Source organism: Arthrobacter sp. AK01, from assembly GCF_021109375.1.
Lineage (GTDB): Bacteria > Actinomycetota > Actinomycetes > Actinomycetales > Micrococcaceae > Arthrobacter.
This window is the reverse complement of sequence record NZ_JAJOHP010000018.1, coordinates 60419-78183: the sequence shown is the minus strand read 5'-3', so window position 1 is coordinate 78183 and position 17765 is coordinate 60419. Positions and strand designations below refer to the sequence as shown.

Below are 17765 nucleotides of genomic sequence, written 5' to 3'. Positions count from 1 at the left end.
CACCCCTATTCGGGGCGCCCCCCCCCCCTCCCCCCCCGCGCGCCCGCCGGGGGTCCCCCCCCCAAAACATTCTGCGGTTCCTCCCCCGGGGGGGGGGCCCCCCCCCCCCCCCCCCCCCCCGCCTTTGCGTTGGAGGACGACGGCGCTTACTTGCGCCCGCCGGCTGTGGCGCCTTCCAATTGGCTCACCACGTCGGCATCGGACAATTGACCGAAGTGTTCGTAGAAGGCGCCCACGGCATGGAACTTACCCGGCGTGTGCAGGGCCATGACGAAATCGCTCACCCGTGCCAGCGACGTCGAGGCTTCCAGCGAGGCAACCGGTACTGCGGCTATTACGGTGCGTGCGCCGGCAGAACGAACTGCTTCCACGGCGGCCCGCATGGTGGCACCAGTGGCAAGTCCGTCATCCGCCAGCACTACGGTCTTCCCACGGAGGTCATGCCTGGTGCCCGGGTAGTTCTGCGCGCGCCGGAGGAGCTCGGAACGTTCGTGTGCTTCCACGGCATCGAGCGCGGATTGGGAGATGCCGTGGGCGATGACGAGGTCCCTCAGTGGCTTGTTGACGATCCGGAGGACGTCGCCCTGAGACCATGCCAGTGCCCCAAAAGCCGTCTCGTCGCGACCCGGAATGCCGAGCTTGCGGACCAGGACCGCGCCGAAGGGCAGGTACAGTTCGGCCGCTGCCGCGGCGGCCACGGGGACTCCTCCACGTGCCAGGCCCAAGACGAGGGTGTCCGGCTTTTCCCTGAGTTGCGGGAGGGCTTCAGCCAGGCGTCGACCGGCTTCCGCACGGTCCTTGAAACGCATGCCCATCTGCTCCACTTCCACGTAAGTCGTTGCAGTTCCAAGCCTACCGTCCAGACCTTGCCCGGTAGCGTCTCCGCTGAAAGCATGGGCGTGTGAACAAGCCCATCGGATACTGGATCAAGAGGCTCGACGCCGCACTGGAAGCCCAACTGGACACCATCCTTGCCAAGATCAAGCTCAGCCGGCGCCAATGGCATACCCTCAGTGTCCTGTCCGAGGGCGCCATGCTCCCGGACCAGCTCGAGGAGTCTTTGCAGCCGTTGTGGGGAAACGACATCCGGATGCGGGAGAGGGAACTGGCAGCCCTCGTGGGCCGCGGAATGATCACCATGATTGATGACCGGCTGGTCCTGAGTGACCGTGGACGGGAAAAATACCACGAAGCCCAGCGGTTGGTGGAAGCGGCGCGTCAGGACCTTTCCATGGGCATCGGCATCGATGAGTACGCCATGGCCCTGAGCGTGTTGGAACGAATGAGCATCAACGCGGAGCGGCTGGCCCGCTGACTTCCAGCCGGCAAAACCAGCCGCGCCCCACTGAGCCCTCCCAGGGAACGGGGGCCCTACACCCCAAGGAATTCGACAGCAGCTTCCTTGAACGCCCGGCTGGTGATGACGTTGGTGTGGGTGCGCCCTGGAATGACCAACGTTTCCACCAAACCGCCATGCCTGCCCGCAATCGAGGCGAGCTCCGGCATGGTGGCTGCCCTTTCATCCTTTTCGCCGGCAACGAGCAGGACGGGCATATGCGGGGCAGCTTCGGCAGGATCGAAAGGTTCCCCCTTGATGGCCTCAATGAGCGACAACATGGAGAAGAGGTTGTTGCTGGGAAGCATCTGTGCCATCTTCAGCAATCCGGCCGTGGACGCGTCCTCAATGGGCGTGCCGTCGGCCAAGTGCCGTTGCGCAGCGACGAGGTCGAAAGCTGCCAACGGATCCGCTGAGCTGGGTCCACCCAGGACGATGCGGTGGACAAGATCCGGCTGGGTGGCGCCGAACTCCCAAGCCAGCCTCGAGCCGAGCGAGTAGCCAATGACGTCCAGTCCCGTGGACGGGTCACCATCGCGCAGTGGCCGGGCTCCGGCGTCGGTCACTATCTGGAGGAGGTCAGCGCGTATGCGGCTGGGCGTGTACGAATCCAGGTCCTCGGGGGAGTGGCTCCTGCCATGGCCTGGCAGGTCTACGGTGATCACGCGACGGCCTGCATCCTGAAGGGTGGTGATCCAGCCGCTATCCACCCAGTTCAGTTTCGTAGAGGAAGAAAAGCCGTGGATCAGCAGGACGGGCCGCAGGCCGGCGTCCGTGGATGGCTCATGGACTTCCACGGACAGCCCGGGGTCCGTGCCCTCTACTGTGTGCCTGTGCTGTTCCATGGTGTGCCTGCCGGTCATCATGTCAGTCCTCATCGAGTACGGCGCTCAGGCGGACCCGGCGCTTGGGTGCTTCGTCCTTTGGAACAGTGCCCACGATACCGGCAGTATCATCCGGAACCTCGAACACGATCAGCGGTTCGCCAACGTTGATGGTGTCACCTGGCGCCCCGTGGATACGCACCACTTTACCCGCCTGCGGGCTGGGCAATTCGAGGGCCGACTTGGTGGTTTCAAGCTCCACTATCGGCTGGTTGCGTTCCACCTGCTGGCCGGGTTCCACCAGCCAATCCAGCACTGTCGCCTCGATCAGGCCTTCGCCCAAGTCGGGAAGGGGGAAGGAAATTTCAGCCACGGCGGTACTCCAGTGCGCGTTGGATCCCAAAGAGGATGCGGTCGATGTTGGGGATGTATTCGTCCTCCAGGTCGCCGGAGGGGTAGGGAACGTCGAATCCGGTCACCCGCTCCACGGGCGCCTTCAGGGTTGCGAAGCAGCTTTGTGTGATGAGTTGGGCGACTTCGGCACCAAGTCCGGAGGTCAGGGGCGCCTCATGGACGACGACGGCGCGCCGCGTCTTCCCAACGGACCTCGCCAACGCATCGGCATCAATTGGCTTCAGCCAGCGCAGATCCAGGACCTCGACGTCGATGCCGTCCTCGGCTGCGAGTTCGGCAACCTGTAAGCAGCGGGAGACCATGGCCCCCCATGCCACCAGAGTGAGGTGGCGGCCTTCCCGCACCACGCGGGCGCCGGTGAGGCTGCCGCCGTCGTCTACTCCGGCGTCGTGCGTTGGGCCTTGGGCGGCATTGGCGACGTCCACGGGTCCCTTCTGCCAATAGCGCGATTTCGGCTCCATGAAGATCACCGGGTCCGGCCTGGTGGCAGCGTACTTGAGCAGATGGTAGGCGTCGTGCGGGTTTGATGGAGAGACAACTTTGAGGCCCGGGACGTGGGCGAAGAGCGCTTCCAGGCTCTCGCCATGGTGCTCAGGGGCGCGGATGCCGCCGAAGCTGGGGACCCGCAATGTGATGGGCATGGGCAGGGTTCCGCGGCTGCGGTAGTTCATCCGGGCGATCTGGCAAACGATCTGGTTGATGGCCGGGTAGGCGAAGCCGTCGAACTGGACCTCGGGAATGGGGTGGAAGCCGGCCATTGCGAGGCCCACCGACATGCCCAGGATGCCGGATTCAGCAAGCGGGGTGTCAAAAACGCGTTCCTCGCCATGCTTTGCCTGCAGGCCATCGGTGATACGGAAGACGCCACCCAGCCGGCCGCAGTCCTCCCCGAAGATGACGGTCTTGGGGTTTTCGGCCAAAACCTCGTCGAGGGCGCGGTTGAGGGCCTGCTGCATGGACATGTGCTGAACGTTTGCGGCGCCCGTATCAGTGCTGTTTCCACTGCTGCGATCAGTGGTGATGGTCTCAGGCATGTTCGGACTCCTCGCGCCACGAGGTGGCCTGGGATTGAAGGGCTGGTGTTGGTTCCTGGAAGACCAGGCTGAACATCTCGGCGCCGGGGCGTGGGCCGAGGTCGGTGATGCCGGCACGGATGGCTTCCTCTTCATCTTCGGCCGCGCGCTGCGCCTCCGCGAAGAAGGCCGCATCCGCTACGCCGTCTGCGAGAAGCCGCTGTTTGAAGCGCTCCAGCGGATCCTCGCCGGCGTCGAGGCGTTCCTCCTCCAGGGTGCGGTAGCGGCCGGGATCGTCGGCGGTGGAGTGCGGGCCACGACGGTAGGTCATGGCTTCTATCACCACGGGGCCGTTCCCTGCGCGGCAATGCGCGAAAGCGGAACGTGTGGCTTCGAAGACAGCGACCACGTCGTTGCCATCGATCTGCAGGGAGGGGATTCCGTAACCGGCTGCACGGGCGGCTACCGAGCCGCCCGCAACCTGGCGTTCGGTGGGGACCGAGATGGCCCAGCCGTTGTTCTGGATGAAGAAGACCACGGGGGCTTTCATGACCGCGGCGAAGTTCATGGCTTCGTGAACGTCACCCTGGGAGGAAGCGCCGTCACCGAAGTACGTCATGGCGACGCCCATCTCCGGCGCCCCGGAGAGGGCCTGTCCATGGGCCCAGCCCACAGCGTGCAAAACGGAACCGGCCACCACCGCCTGGATGGGAGCGAACCTGGACTCAAGCGGGTTGTACATGCCGCCGTGCCACGTGGCCTTGTGAGTAGACATATAGCCCACCATGTCCAGGCCCATCGCCCGGGCAACGCCCATTTCCCGGTAGGTGGGAAACACGAAGTCGCGGGTTCGGTCGACGGCATAGCCGCTGCCTACTTGCGCGGCTTCCTGGCCGAGCTCCGGCGCATAGCCAGGGATGATGCCCTGACGCTGCCAGGCGACGGCCGAGGAGTCCAGGTGCCGGACTGCTGCCATCAGCGTGTACAACTCACGGAGTTGATGGTGGGTGAGCGGGGCCGCGTCATCATCGACGGCGGCCAGCACGGGTTCTGTAGTCATGAGTGTGACCCTAGTCACCGGATCCTGCCATGCGCAATCAGCTCAGTTGGAACGGAACACTTTGTACAATTTGGACATAAAAGAAAGCCCTGCACGGTACAAACTGTGCAGGGCTTTCCGTGGGTGGTGAGCAGGCAGTTACTCCACGGGCATGGACTGCCTGGAGGCCTTGGCCTTGGCGTTGATGAAGCACCCGGCGGCGATGGCGAGGATCAGGATGAAGGTGCCAATCAGCTGCCCGGCGCTTTCGGGGTTAGCAAAGCCGACCACCAGGATCAGGCCCAGCAGGATGAGGCCAAGGATGGTGAGGAAGGGGAAGCCCTTCATGCGCAGGGGCAGTTCCGTGCCCTCTTTGTCAGCCCTGCGGCGGAGAATGAACTGCGACACCAGCGCGGTGCCCCAGACCACCAGGCAGGTAGAGCCCACCAGGTTCAGGAGTGCCGGCAGGATTTTCTCCGGGAACAGCAATTCAAGGACGGTGGCGATGAAGCCGAAGGCAACCGAAATTCCGACGGCGGCAACGGGAACCTTGGAGCCGCTGAGGCGGGATAGGAAGCGGGGAGCTTCCCCGCGCTCCGAGAGGGAGAAGACCATCCTGGAGGCGCCGTACAGGTTGGCGTTGAGTGCAGAGAGCAGGGCGACGACGGCTACCAGGGTGATGGCTGCGCCGGCGCCGGGGATTCCGGCCAGGTCCAGGACTCCGGCAAACGGAGACTTCAGGCCTTCGGAACCAACGGGAAGGACGGCTGCGATGACGAAGACGGAGCCGATGTAGAAGACCAGGATGCGCCAGACAACCGTGCGGATGGCCTTGCCGACGCTATGGGCCGGGTTCTCGGTTTCGGCGGCCGCGACGCTGACGATCTCGGTTCCGCCAAAGGCGAAGATCACCACGAACAGTGCAGCGGCGATGCCACCAATGCCGTTGGGGGCAAAATCGCCGAAGGCCGAGAATCCGGGGGTGGGGACATTCGGCAACCAGCCAAAGAGCAGGGCGGCGCCGATGAGCAGGAAGATGACAATTGCTGCCACCTTCAGGATGGCGAACCAGAACTCGAACTCGCCGAAGTTGCGGACGCCCACAAGGTTGATGCCCGTGAAGACCACCATGAACACCAGGGCAAGGACCCATACGGGGATGACTGGCCAGATGGAGAACAGCAGGCCGGCCGCTCCAATGGCTTCGGCCGCGATGACCACCACCAGCTGAAGCCACCACAGCCAGCCGATGGTACCGCCGGCCGTCTTGCCCAGGGCCTTCTCTGCGTACACGGAGAAGGCGCCGCTGTTGGGGTTGGCAGCTGCCATCTCGCCAAGGGCCCACATGACCAGGATGATCAGCGTGCCGGCAACGAGGTAGGAGATAAGGACTGCCGGGCCGGCGGCCTGTACGCCCGCGCCGGAGCCGAGGAAGAGGCCGGCGCCAATCGCGCTGCCAAGTCCCATCATGGTCAGCTGGCGGGGTTTCAGCGAATGGCCGAGGCCGGATGTTGGCGCAGGAGCCGCGATGGACTTCGTTGTCATACGTGTCTACCTTCTATGGATTACATGCTGGTGTGGCGTGCCGGCCTCATGGGCCTGGCAAGCGGGCGTCGACGACGCAGCAAGAGCCGTGGAATAATTCTCGCAGTTTGTAAGATACATCACTTTTTGCTGTAGCGATGTGATGGGTAAGGATCCCCGGGGACAGGAACTTTGATGCTGGTCGATGCGCTTGATGCAAAAATTGTACGTTTCTTCACGGATTCACCGCGATCCTCAGTGCTGGAGGCATCCCGGGTGCTCAGGGTTGCCCGGGCTACCGTGCAGTCCCGGATTGACCGAATGATTGAAAACGGAGTCATTGGTTCGTGGGTTCCGCAGCCCGATCCGGCCAATTTTGGGTTCCCGGTAGTGGCGTTCTGTTCGGTCACCATCACCCAGGAGATTGGACATGACGCCATTATCGAAAGCCTGGGCGCCATCCCGGAAATCATCGAGGTCCACACGGTCACGGGGAACTCGGACCTCATGGTGCGGATTGCGGCGCGTTCCAACCCGGACATGCAGCGGGTGCTCGATGCCATGATCGCCACGAAGTCCGTGGTTCGGTGTTCGTCGGTGATTGTCCTGAACAGCCACATCCAAGGCCGGACACTGCCGCTGATGGAAGCTGCGGCGAAGCCCTTGTGACGTAAAGCATTTTGCCAAGTGCCCGGAGAGTCGTACCATTAGTTCTAGTCAAGATGACTTTAACTAGTGCTCCAGTCCTTAATGGGGAGTGCTCCGGACGGCGATGAAGCGAGGTGAACGCCGTGAACACCAACTCAGCCAATGTCGCCGAGAGGCGGCTCGCACCGCCGTCGTTGGCAATTTCAACGGTGATCTTCGCTCTTCGCCCCAGTGAAAAGTCCGGCCGCCCCACGCTGTGGCTGCCGTTGGTCCGGAGGATCCGGGAACCGTACAAAGACATGTGGGCCCTCCCCGGCGGTCCGTTGGCCCACGACGAATCGCTCCAGGATGCGGCTTCCAGGAACCTCCGCGAGACCACTGGGCTGACGCCGCATTACCTCGAGCAGCTCTACGCATTTGGCGGCCTCCACAGGTCACCCACCCAGCGCGTTGTCTCCATCGTGTACTGGGCGCTGGTGCAGCCCACCGAAGCTGCTTTGGCTGATGAGTCGGAAAATGTGCGGTGGTTCCGTGCAGACCGGCTGGGCGAACTCGCTTTCGACCACAACGCAATCGTGGACTACGCCCTGTGGCGGCTCCGCAACAAGATGGCCTACGGGTCCATCGCCTACCACCTGCTGGGAGAGTTCTTCACCCTCGCCCAGGTCCGCGAAGTCTACGAGGCCGTGCTGGACCGCCAGCTCGATCCCGCGAACTTCCGCCGACACGTCAAGGCAACACCGGAAATCGAAGAGACCGGTGAATACCTCCAGGGCGGGAAACACCGTCCACCACGCCTCTACCGCTTCACCGGCACGCCCGGCCTCGGGCCAGATAACAGGAGTACACCATGAGCAGCGTCAACACTGCCGTCCAGCTGATCACCCGCGAAGAAGCCGAGAAGGGCCTCTCCCGCGCGGGGTCCACGTGCAGCCCGGCCCTGGCCAAGGGCCCATGGGAGTATGACCTCGCCGAAGCTGTTGCCGGCGCCCCCGCGTATGGGCCCGGGGCGTCCAGCGCTGACGTCGCACCCATGGCTACTCCTCGGCAGGGCCAGTTGCCTGAGGAGTACAAGAAGGCCAGCGACGCCGAACTCGATTCCCGCATTCGGGCGGCCAAAGCGACGCTCGGGGACCGTGCCGTCATCCTGGGGCACTTCTACCAGCGCGACGAAGTCATCCAGTACGCGGACTTCGTGGGTGATTCCTTTCAGCTGGCCAACGCGGCCCTGACCAAACCGGACGCCGAAGCGATCATCTTCTGCGGTGTCCACTTCATGGCAGAAACCGCTGACATCCTCTCCACTCCGGAGCAAGCAGTCATCCTGCCCAACCTGGCCGCCGGTTGCTCCATGGCAGACATGGCAGACGAAGACTCCGTCGAGGAGTGCTGGGAGCAGCTCGAGGAGATCTTTGGCACCGAACCGGACGCCAAGGGCCGCGTACCGGTCATTCCTGTCACCTACATGAACTCGTCCGCCGCGCTCAAGGCTTTCTGTGGTCGCAACGGCGGCATAGTCTGCACCTCGTCCAACGCCAAGGTGGTCCTGGAGTGGGCCTTCGAGCGTGGCCAGCGTGTTCTGTTCTTCCCCGACCAGCACTTGGGCCGCAACACCGCCAAAGCACTCGGCGTTCCGCTGGAGCAGATGCCCATGTGGAACCCGCGCAAGGAACTGGGCGGCAACGACGAACAGCAACTGCTCGACTCCCGGGTCATCCTGTGGCACGGATTCTGCTCGGTCCACAAGCGCTTCAACGTAGGCCAGATCGAGAAAGCCCGCCAGGACTTCCCGGGCGTCAACGTGATCGTCCACCCCGAATGCCCCATGGAGGTCGTGGACGCTGCTGACTCCGCCGGGTCCACCGACTTCATCAAGAAGGCGATCGCGGCCGCCACCGAACCCACCACGTTCGCCATCGGTACCGAGATCAACATGGTGAACCGTCTGGCCGCCGAAAACCCGCAGCACACCATCTTCTGCCTGGATCCCGTCATCTGCCCGTGCTCCACCATGTACCGCATCCACCCCGGCTACCTCGCCTGGGTCCTGGAGGAACTCGTGGAAGGACGTGTCGTCAACCGCATCACCGTGGATGACTCCGTGCAGGACAACGCCAAGATTGCGCTGGAGCGCATGCTGGCAGCCAAGCCGGCCTAACCAAACCGGCACATCACAGCGGACTAGCCGAATCGAGCGTCACATGACTACAGCGAGCGTTGCTGGAGGGCCTGCCCCCCAACGTCTGATCGTCGTCGGAAGCGGCATCGCGGGACTTTACGCTGCGCTTCTTGCCGCGGACGCCGGTGCGGACGTTGTGCTGCTGACCAAGGGTGCGCTCGCGGACAGCAACACCTACTACGCCCAGGGCGGCATTTCGGCCGTCCTGGACGAGCCGGCCCCCGGTGACACGGTGGCCGCACACATCGCGGACACCCTCAAAGCCGGTGCGGGGCACTGCAACGAAGAGGCAGTAAGGGTGTTGTGCACCGAGGCGCGGTTGGATATCGCCGGGCTGGGGCGGTTCGGCGTCCGGTTCGACCTCGACGACGACGAAGACCCCGCCTTGGGCCTCGAGGCGGCACACTCCGCCCCACGAATCCTGCATGCCGGCGGCGACGCTACCGGTGCCGGGGTGGCGGCCGCGCTGATAAAGACAGTCCTGGACTTCCAGGCGGCAGGCAAGATCCAGGTCATCGGGCACGCCCAGGTGACATCGCTCTCGCTGGGCGGAGAGCAAGGTGGCCGTGTGGTGGGAGCGAATTTCCTCCACGACGGACGCCACCTCGGCGTCCACGGCGACTCCGTCCTGCTTGCTACAGGGGGAGCCGGGCAGCTTTTCGCCCAAACCACCAACCCCGCAGTGGCCACAGCGGATGGCCTGGCGCTCGCATGGCGTGTCGGAGCCGCCGTTGCTGACCTGGAATTCTTCCAGTTCCACCCAACCTGCATGGTGCTCCCGGACGAGGCCCGGGAAGCAGAAGGCAATAACGACCCCCTGCTGATTTCAGAAGCAGTGCGGGGCGAGGGCGCCATCCTCCTGGACGCCAAAGGGCATCGCTTCATGCCCGACTACCACACTGATGCAGAACTGGCACCCCGGGACGTCGTCTCCCGCAGCATCGCACTGCACTTGGCAAAACTCGGCGACCCCAACGGCCACGTGTTCCTTGATGCCACCGTGATCGAAGAACAGCGGGGCGGAGGATTCCTGGCCAAGCGCTTCCCAACCCTGAGCAAACGGACCCGCCAAGCCGGAGTCGACTGGACCCGGGACCTCGTTCCCGTTGCGCCCGCGGCTCATTACTGGATGGGCGGAGTGGTCACCGACCTCTACGGCCGGACGTCCGTTCCAGGGCTGCTGGCGGCCGGTGAAGTGGCCTGTACCGGGGTGCAAGGGGCCAACCGCTTGGCGAGCAACTCCCTCCTTGAAGGCCTGGTGTTCGGGCGGCGGGCTGTGGAGGGGTTCCTTGGGAGCATTTCCACAGTTCCCTTGGCGCCTGCGCTCGCACCTGCGCTCGCCCGAGGGCACGACGTTGTCCCAAAGCCGGTTTCCTGGGAGCTTGAGTCTTTGCCGGGGCCGGGTGCCCTTGAGGCCTCATTTGCGCAGGCGGGCGCGTTTTCGCGGGAAGCTCTGCGGCGGTTGATGACAGCCAAGGCCGGGGTTTTGCGTGACGGCCCTTTGCTTCGTGAAGCCGGCGTAACGTTGGCTGCTTGGGCGGGGGATGTCCTGCCGTTGAACGAGCCGGAGTCCTTGGATGTCCGGGAGCATGAGGATTCCAATGTGCTGCTGGCGGCGCAACTGCTCGTTCATGCGGCGCGGGAGCGGAAGGCGTCGCTGGGGGCGCATTATCGCAGCGACAGCGTGGCGGAACCAGCCGCCGTCGACGACTTTGACAAGCGTTACACCCTGAGCCGGAAAGTGAGCCTCGTCCATGACTAACCTGACCCTCCCCGCAGCCCCTGTCCGGGACATCCTGGAACGGGCATTTGCTGAGGACGCACCCAGCGGCGACATCACCTCGCAGCTGCTGATCCCCGCCGACGCCCGGGCAACCGCCGTGCTGAATGCGCGCGTCGCCGGCGTCTTCAGCGGAGGCACCGTGTTCCGCGACGCCATGAAGCTGGTGGACCCGGAGACCGAGGTGGAACTGCTCCTCGCCGACGGCGAAGCGTTCGACGCCGGAACCCACCTCGCCCGGGTCAGCGGAAGGGCCCGGTCGGTGTTGCTCGCCGAAAGGGTCGGCCTGAACCTGGTGCAACGGATGAGCGCCATCGCCACCAAGACGGCCGAATTCGTGAGGCTTGTCGAAGGGACCAGGGCCCGGATCACCGACACCCGCAAGACCACGCCAGGCCTTCGTGTCCTGGAGCGCTATGCAGTCCGTTGTGGTGGGGGAGCGAACCACCGTTACAGCCTCTCTGACGCGGTCCTGGCCAAGGACAACCACTTGGCTGTCATGACCGGGGGCGACTCCACCAAGCTGACCGGGCTGCTGGTTGCCGCCAAGGCCCAGCTTGGCCACACCACGCACTTCGAAGTGGAAGTGGACAGGGCCGAGCAGATCGAACCCGTGCTGGCGGCCGGTGTGGACACCATCATGCTGGACAACTTCTCCCTTGAGGAGCTCAGGGCCGGGGTCAAGCAGGTGGACGGGCGGGCCATCGTGGAAGCTAGCGGCAACGTGAACATCAGCACAGTCACCGAAATCGCTGCCGCCGGTGTTGACGTCATCTCCGTTGGAGGACTGACCCACAGCGTGAGCGCCCTGGACCTGGGCCTCGATGTCGTCTTGAAGGCGGCCTGACGCCCCCATGATCTTCCTCGACGCCGCAGCCACCACTCCAGTACGCCGCGAGGCCCTTGAGGCGATGTGGCCGTACCTGAGCGGTGAGTTCGGCAACCCCTCCAGCCACCACAGCCTGGGCGAAGCGGCAGCAGTTGCGCTCGCAGGGGCGCGTTCCGGCGTCGCGAAGGTCCTGGGTTGTCGGGCCAGCGAGGTGACGTTCACTTCCGGAGGCACGGAAGCGGACAACCTTGCCGTTAAGGGCATTGCCCTGGCCCGGCAGTTGGCTGACCCCTCGTTGAACCGGGTGGTGATCAGCGCCATCGAGCATCCCGCGGTGGAGGAGTCGGCCCGCTACCTCGAACGTGTGCACGGCTTCGCTGTGGACGTGCTGCCGGTGGATCGGGAGGGCTTGGTTTCGGTGGACGGCTTGCGGGCCGTAATGCGGCCCGAAACAGCGTTGGTGAGCATCATGTATGCGAACAATGAGATCGGAACCGTCCAGCCAATCGCATCCCTGGCGTCCGTGGCGCGGGAACACGGCGTCCCGTTCCATACGGATGCGGTCCAGGCTGCCGGGTGGTTGCCCCTGGACGTCAAGGCGCTGGGCGTGGACGCTTTGAGTATTTCCGGACATAAACTTGGCGCGCCCAAGGGATCCGGAGTCTTGTTCACCAAGGGCCGTTTGCGGGTGGAGCCTTTGGTCCACGGTGGGGGCCAGGAACGAGCAAGGCGCTCAGGTACGGAGAACGTGGCCGGAGCTGTGGCGCTGTCCACGGCGCTGGGGTTGTCCCATGCTGAGCAGCCGGAGCAGGCAGCACGGGTTTCGGATTTGAGGGACCAGTTCATCGACCAGGTCCTCGCCACCGTACCCGATGCCTTGCTGACGGGGCACCGCAGCCAGCGTCTGCCCTCAGTGGCGTCGTTCTGCTTTCCGGGCACCAGCGGCGAGTCGGTGTTGCTTGAACTGGAGCGCCTTGGCGTGGTGTGCTCCAGTGGCTCCGCATGCGCCGCAGGATCCGACGCGCCCTCGCCAGTGCTGGTGGCACTTGGCATCGCCCCTGAAACGGCCCAGACGGCTGTCCGCTTCAGCTTCACCTCAACAGTGACCGACGCTGAACTGAACGAGGCCGCCGCTGCCGTGGAAACCGCCGTCGGGCGTGTCCGGAATCTGGCGTCCCCGCAAGCGGGTTAGCTACACGTGCCGTGCGCGCCGGAAGATCCAGTGCCGCAGCAGGGTAAACCGGACCGCGGTGGCGACGAACCCGGACAACGTGGTGGTCCACAGTTCCTCGGTGACAGTAGCTTCCGGACGGAAGAGATGCAGTATGCCGAGGCTGCCTCCGGTGATCACCAAGGCAATGGCGATCACCATGACCCCACTCAGGTGATCCTGGACGCGTTTCTTCCTACCGGTGATCTTGAAGGTCAAGCGGCGGTTCAGCGCCGTGTTCATCAATGAGGTGACGATCAGGGCCACGGCATTCGCCAACTGTGGATCAATCCAGGGACGCAGCAACGCATAGATGGCCAGCGAACTGGCAGTACACACAATTCCGACGCCGGTGAAGCGGATCAGTTGCCGCACCACCGGGTACTTGAGGACTCCGCGGTGTCGTCGGCGCGGTGGTTTCTGTGGGGGAGACGGCCGTAGCTCAGTGGCATCCGCGGCTGTCTCCATGGGTTAAGCCTGACACACTATGCCGGCGTGACCTCCCAGGAAGCGCCCGTAACGGGGTTCCGGAGCTCACCGATTCCTTCAACCCGGCATACAACAGTGTCGCCTGGTTGGATGCGGGCGCACTCGGCGGGGAAGCCTGTGAGCACCAGATCGCCGGGCTGAAGCGTCATGAACGAGGTCAGGTACACCATGATTTCGTCCACTTTCCAGCCGAGGTCCGCTGAACTGGCGGTTTTCAGTTCGGTGCCGTTGTGGACGATCCCGATCTCCAGGTTCGCGTCATCCAGGTCCGTGACCATCCACGGACCCGTGGGCGTGAACGTGTCCTGGCTTTTGGCGCTGATCCAGAGTTCGTCCGTCTTTTGAAGGTCCCTTGCCGAGACGTCGTTGCCGATGGTGTAGCCAAGGATTGCCGAACGCGCTGTTTCCAGCGTCAAGCCACGGGCGGTACTGCCGACGACGACGGTCAGTTCGGCTTCCGGGTCCACATAGCCAACGGTGGAGCTCAGTTGGATCGCCTCGCCGGGGCCGATGACGCTCGAGGCCGCTTTGTGGAAAGCCTGTGGCGGCAAGTCCCGGCCCGGCTGCCCGGTGTTGTGGGCCATGCCGAAGACGTTGACGGGGACTGATGGGGCCAGGAAGGTAAAAGCGTCTTCACTGACTGTTGCGCCGGTTTCCCAACCGGGACGGGAAGGGCTGCTTGCGTTGGCCCGTGAAGCCGGGAATGGCGAGTCGATGACGATCCATACCTTGCCCGCGTGCGTGTCGAAGTCTTCAGCATCATTGGCCACGAAGAATTGCTCGTCTTGGGGTTGACCGGCCATGGGCGGGGCAGCTGCAGGCCGGACACGGGCGATGCGACGGGGAAGGGGTGAAGTCATGATGACATCCTACGTCCTCCGCGCGTGGTGCCCGAGTGTTGCGAGGCCCGGTTTACGCCTTAAGACGTTCGCTTGGCATGCAGAGCAGGCCACGCAACGCATCAGGTGAGCGGGGCCGACCCGAACGCAACACTGAAGCGGTCGCACCAGAGCACCACAGACGTCAGCCCTGCAACGTCGGTTCCTGCAGGAATGGCGTAATTGTGGTTGCCGTGCGTGGCTTTAATGGCACCGAGGTCCACATAGCGGCCGGAGCGGTACTTGAACCAGTCGCCCCCGGCCTCCAGGCTGCTGAGCCAAACTTTGACGTCAGGCCCATCGCTGCTGGCCAGATTCTCCAAGCGGAGCAGATGGCTTCCATCCGGGAGCTTCAGCAACTGGGCCGCGCCGGTTGTCTCATGTTCCTGCGATTCGAAGGTGCCCGAGCTGACAACCACGGGTCCGTCCGCCGCCGGGGTTTCAACCTCTGCGGCCTTAACCTCTGGCGGCACGCTCGTGGACACCGGGGCGGCCGGCAGTGCTTCGTCCAGGCTGCTGCTGGTGAAGAGCCGCCATGGTTGGAAGAGGGCAGCCCCGACCACCACCAGGGATAGGAGTACCAGGCCTGCCACCGCAGCGAGGGTCCTGTGGGCCCGGATCGAACTCCGCAATCGGTTCATGGTTCAAGGCTAGGCTTCCCAGCCATGCTGCAGGGGCTTCATTGCTTACAGTACGGTGACGCTGATTCAGGATGTGTCGCCGGAAGATACACAGGGTCGGGGCTTAGACTCCGATTCATGCGGCTGGCGATCATCGGATTGGTTCTCCTCGTGGCGGGTGGGGTAACCGTCGCCACGGGTGTCCTGCCGTGGCAGGAAGTGGCGGTCCTGGTGGACCGGGTAGCACCCATCCTGGCCTTCGTCGTTGCCATGACCGTGGTGACGGAGCTCGTCAGCGAAGCCGGCGCGTTCCAGTGGATCGCGCGCCATTTGCGCGGGTGGGGGCGTGGGCGCAGTGTCCTGCTGTGGTTGCTTGTGGCGCTGTTCGCCACCCTGAGCACCGTGTTCCTGTCACTGGACACAACGGCGGTGCTCCTGACCCCCGTGGTGGTCACGGTGGCCCGCCAGGCCGGACTGCCGGTCCTGCCCTTCGCGTTGACGACCGTGTGGCTGGCGAATACCGCCAGCTTGTTGCTTCCCATTTCCAACCTGACCAACCTTCTGGCGCAGCACAACCTGGGCGGCATCAGTCCCGCACAGTTTGCCCAGCTGATGTGGGCACCGTCGCTGGCGGCAGTCCTAGTTCCGTTGGCCTTCATCGCGCTGGTATTCCGACGTGAACTTCGCAAGACCTATGCCCTCGATTCCGCCCGTCCTGCTCAAGCACCTTCGTCCACCGCTGCCTCCGACAAAGTCTTGCTCGTGGTCAGCGCGGTGGTCCTGGTGCTGCTGTTGCCGTCCCTGGTGTCCGGGGTTGCCATTTGGATTCCTGCCACGGTGGCGGCCGCCATCCTCGCGGGCACGTTCGCCATCCGACGCCCCAAGGTGCTCAGGGTGGCCCTGATTCCGTGGTCGTTGTTGCTCTTCACCTGCGGACTTTTCCTGGTGGTTGAGGCCACCCAATACCTCGGCGCCTCAGTACTGCTGGGACAGGTGGCAGGCCAGGGAAGCGGGTTCGTTGAACTGCTCAGGCTGGCCATGACGGGCGCGCTCGGCTCCAACGTGGTCAACAACCTGCCCGCCTACCTACTGGCGGAACCCTTGGCCGGAAGTCCGGAGCGAATGGCCGCACTGCTGGTCGGAGTGAATGCGGGACCCCTGATCGCGCCGTGGGCTTCCCTGGCCACCTTGCTGTGGCATGACCGATTGGTCCGGATGAACGTGCTGATCAAGTGGAAGGGTTATGCGGTGTTCGGCCTGATCGTGGCACCCCTGACCATCGTGACGGCCATCGCGGCGCTCGCAGCTGTTGGCCCCGGAGGGCTGCTTGGCTAGCCCAAGTACAGCTCACCCACGGGAATCTCCGTGGTCAGCCGGTTGTCCGGGCCTGCCAAGGGGCCGGCCCACGCTTCGTTGTAGGCGCACGAGGGGTTGTAGGCAAAATTGAAGTCGAGGATGAATTCCTGTTCTCCTGCAGCGCCCCTGGTCCCGTGGAAGGAGCCCTTGACCGTGTCCAGCAGGTATCGTCCGGCTCCGTAGCTGCCGCCGTCCTTCCCGGCCGTTGCGTCGCGGAAGGGTACGAAGATACCGCCGCCATAGCTCCGCAGTCTCCATGCGGCCAAGGAGCCCAGTCCAGGCAGCTCGAAAGTGCCGATGCGAACAAAAGGCACCACACCGTCAGTGCCGGTCTCAACGTTCATTTCCTGTCCGGCACCGTCAGGCGATAGGGCCGCGTATCGGCGGAAAGCGGGGTCATATCCGGCTGTGCGCAGACCTGAGAAGGAAGCCTTCATGTCCGCCGTCAGCGCCGATGCGGGATGGGTGGCGAACAGCAGGTCCCGCTCCTGGCGCCAGAAAACGTGCGCATCGAACGGATTGGTGGCTGCAAGCTGCCGCACCTTGTCGTAGAGAGCGAACGTCCGCAGGCGCCAGTCAGCTATATCAACCGCTGACATGGTGGGGATGTCGTCCTCGAAAAAGTCCTGCTGATCGGGAGCCATACCCCCAGCCTAGTCCTGTGCGTGTCGTGGCACCGCCGCCGATAGGCTGTGGTCATGAAGGGCATCATGAACCGGAAGTGCGTTCCAGCGAAGCTTGCTGCCCTGGCGTTGGCGGGTACAGTGCTCGCGGCGACGACAGCCTGCTCCGCCGAAAACAAGGGACCACAGGTAACGTCCACGGCCACGTCAAAGCCGAACAGTTCGGAGTCCGGAACAGGAAAGCCAACAGAGAGCACGACGCCGGAACCTGGGAGCGCGGGCAGCTCACCGTCCGTGACGCCCGGTTCGGATGGGACGTCCACGGCTCAAGCCACTGCCAGCCCCGGCGCGCCGGCAACCGCGGTGTCATGGAAGACCTACACGGACGCTGCCAAAACCGTCAGTTTCGATCTTCCCCGGGACTGGATTGCCCAGTCGGCAGCACCCGAAGCCGGATCCTTGGCCGGAGCCGTGAAGGTGGAAGTCAAGGATGCGACAGGAAGATATATTGCCACCCTGCAAACCGGGCTCCCACCATCCACTCCCGTTGCCTGCCCTGCCGGACAGGGGCGCCCTTACGTAGTCATCAGCAGCGTGCCCTTGGACATCCCGCACTCCGACGGCCCGGACACCATTGATCCGAGGGTGGTCTTCAGGGTGATCCAGGGCTACAAGTTCTTCGGCTCCTACGGCATCACCAACATGGTGGCGGGGGCGGATGGGCAGTCCTGCGAACTCCGAAACCGAGTGCAGGGGCCTTCAGGGAAGGGCGACTATTCCTTCGGTGACGTGCCGGCAATCCATTCCTACGCCACTGACGAGAAGGTGGCGCCGGCCAAGGCTTTCGACACTTTGGACCTGGCAGCGAAGTACGCGGTCCATGGTTCTGAATTCGCCGATGTCCAGCGGATGCTACTGTCTCTGAAGGTCAATCTGTAGTCCTGCGATTGGCTGGTTCACACATATGGCGGCGATGGGGGCTTCCCGCCGCAACCCACCCCGG

At 64.1% G+C, this 17765-nt stretch carries 19 protein-coding genes; 9 read left to right on the top strand and 10 right to left on the bottom strand.

The features are described 5' to 3' along the window. Positions 1-146: 146 nt before the first annotated feature. Entirely contained in the window at positions 147-815 is a 669-nt protein-coding gene (locus LN996_RS08645) for a phosphoribosyltransferase (RefSeq protein ID WP_231339990.1), read from the bottom strand. Positions 816-901: 86 nt separating this feature from the next. On the opposite strand from LN996_RS08645, the gene LN996_RS08640 reads away from it, so the two are divergent. Further along, entirely contained in the window at positions 902-1315 is a 414-nt protein-coding gene (locus LN996_RS08640) for a MarR family transcriptional regulator (RefSeq protein WP_231339988.1), read from the top strand. 56 nt (positions 1316-1371) lie between these two features. Here the strand turns inward: LN996_RS08640 and LN996_RS08635 are convergent, their stop codons facing one another. From LN996_RS08635 to LN996_RS08615, 5 genes are all read right to left on the bottom strand, one after another. Further along, a complete protein-coding gene (locus LN996_RS08635) occupies positions 1372-2202 on the bottom strand; it encodes an alpha/beta fold hydrolase (protein ID WP_231339987.1) in 831 nt (276 codons plus the stop codon). A gap of 1 nt (position 2203) precedes the next feature. Beyond that, a complete protein-coding gene (locus LN996_RS08630) occupies positions 2204-2533 on the bottom strand; it encodes a biotin/lipoyl-containing protein (RefSeq protein ID WP_017200407.1) in 330 nt (109 codons plus the stop codon). Then, on the bottom strand, positions 2526-3608 hold the full coding sequence (locus LN996_RS08625; RefSeq protein ID WP_231339986.1) for an alpha-ketoacid dehydrogenase subunit beta: 1083 nt from the start codon (positions 3606-3608) through the stop codon (positions 2526-2528). The genes LN996_RS08630 and LN996_RS08625 overlap by 8 nt, the downstream gene beginning before the upstream one ends. Further along, a complete protein-coding gene (locus tag LN996_RS08620) occupies positions 3601-4647 on the bottom strand; it encodes a thiamine pyrophosphate-dependent enzyme (protein ID WP_231339985.1) in 1047 nt (348 codons plus the stop codon). Before LN996_RS08620 ends, LN996_RS08625 begins: the two co-directional genes overlap by 8 nt. A 138-nt stretch (positions 4648-4785) precedes the next feature. Next, the gene (locus tag LN996_RS08615) at positions 4786-6171 is read right to left on the bottom strand and encodes an amino acid permease (protein WP_231339984.1); all 1386 of its coding nucleotides are present in this window, start codon (positions 6169-6171) and stop codon (positions 4786-4788) included. Positions 6172-6345: 174 nt separating this feature from the next. Here LN996_RS08615 and LN996_RS08610 point away from each other — a divergent pair, with 174 nt between their 5' ends. The 6 genes from LN996_RS08610 (at position 6346) to LN996_RS08585 (ending at position 12778) form a co-directional block, all read left to right on the top strand. Further along, positions 6346-6819 carry an Lrp/AsnC family transcriptional regulator gene (locus tag LN996_RS08610; protein ID WP_231339983.1) on the top strand — a complete coding sequence of 158 codons (474 nt, stop codon included), beginning with the start codon at positions 6346-6348 and terminating at the stop codon, positions 6817-6819. 113 nt (positions 6820-6932) lie between these two features. Continuing rightward, positions 6933-7652: an NUDIX domain-containing protein gene (locus tag LN996_RS08605; RefSeq protein ID WP_089595490.1), complete on the top strand. Its 720-nt coding sequence runs from the start codon at positions 6933-6935 to the stop codon at positions 7650-7652. Further along, positions 7649-8956 carry a quinolinate synthase NadA gene (gene nadA, locus LN996_RS08600; RefSeq protein ID WP_231339982.1) on the top strand — a complete coding sequence of 436 codons (1308 nt, stop codon included), beginning with the start codon at positions 7649-7651 and terminating at the stop codon, positions 8954-8956. Before LN996_RS08605 ends, nadA begins: the two co-directional genes overlap by 4 nt. A 43-nt stretch (positions 8957-8999) precedes the next feature. Then, positions 9000-10739 (top strand): L-aspartate oxidase, encoded by a 1740-nt coding sequence (locus tag LN996_RS08595; RefSeq protein ID WP_231339981.1) that lies wholly within the window; start codon positions 9000-9002, stop codon positions 10737-10739. Beyond that, positions 10732-11604 carry a carboxylating nicotinate-nucleotide diphosphorylase gene (gene nadC, locus LN996_RS08590; protein WP_231339980.1) on the top strand — a complete coding sequence of 291 codons (873 nt, stop codon included), beginning with the start codon at positions 10732-10734 and terminating at the stop codon, positions 11602-11604. The genes LN996_RS08595 and nadC overlap by 8 nt, the downstream gene beginning before the upstream one ends. Before the next feature lie 7 nt (positions 11605-11611). Beyond that, positions 11612-12778, top strand: coding sequence for a cysteine desulfurase family protein (locus tag LN996_RS08585; RefSeq protein ID WP_231339979.1), 1167 nt, complete (start codon positions 11612-11614; stop codon positions 12776-12778). Here the strand turns inward: LN996_RS08585 and LN996_RS08580 are convergent, their stop codons facing one another. The 3 genes from LN996_RS08580 to LN996_RS08570 all read right to left on the bottom strand — a co-directional run bounded on the left by LN996_RS08580 (position 12779) and on the right by LN996_RS08570 (position 14804). After that, entirely contained in the window at positions 12779-13264 is a 486-nt protein-coding gene (locus LN996_RS08580) for a GtrA family protein (RefSeq protein ID WP_231339978.1), read from the bottom strand. Between the two features lie 17 nt (positions 13265-13281). Next, positions 13282-14145, bottom strand: coding sequence for a fumarylacetoacetate hydrolase family protein (locus LN996_RS08575; protein WP_231339977.1), 864 nt, complete (start codon positions 14143-14145; stop codon positions 13282-13284). A 101-nt stretch (positions 14146-14246) separates the two neighbouring features. Further along, complete coding sequence (locus tag LN996_RS08570; RefSeq protein ID WP_231339976.1) at positions 14247-14804, bottom strand: DM13 domain-containing protein; 558 nt, start codon at positions 14802-14804, stop codon at positions 14247-14249. Between the two features lie 117 nt (positions 14805-14921). Between LN996_RS08570 and LN996_RS08565 the strand changes: the two genes are divergently transcribed. Then, positions 14922-16118 (top strand): SLC13 family permease, encoded by a 1197-nt coding sequence (locus tag LN996_RS08565; RefSeq protein WP_231339975.1) that lies wholly within the window; start codon positions 14922-14924, stop codon positions 16116-16118. On the opposite strand, the gene LN996_RS08560 is transcribed toward LN996_RS08565, so the two are convergent. Then, a complete protein-coding gene (locus LN996_RS08560; RefSeq protein ID WP_231339974.1) occupies positions 16115-16783 on the bottom strand; it encodes a DUF1684 domain-containing protein in 669 nt (222 codons plus the stop codon). The two genes, LN996_RS08565 and LN996_RS08560, sit on opposite strands and share 4 nt — an antisense overlap. Positions 16784-16837: 54 nt before the next feature. Between LN996_RS08560 and LN996_RS08555 the strand changes: the two genes are divergently transcribed. After that, a complete protein-coding gene (locus LN996_RS08555) occupies positions 16838-17701 on the top strand; it encodes a hypothetical protein (RefSeq protein ID WP_231339973.1) in 864 nt (287 codons plus the stop codon). Positions 17702-17765: the final 64 nt, after the last annotated feature.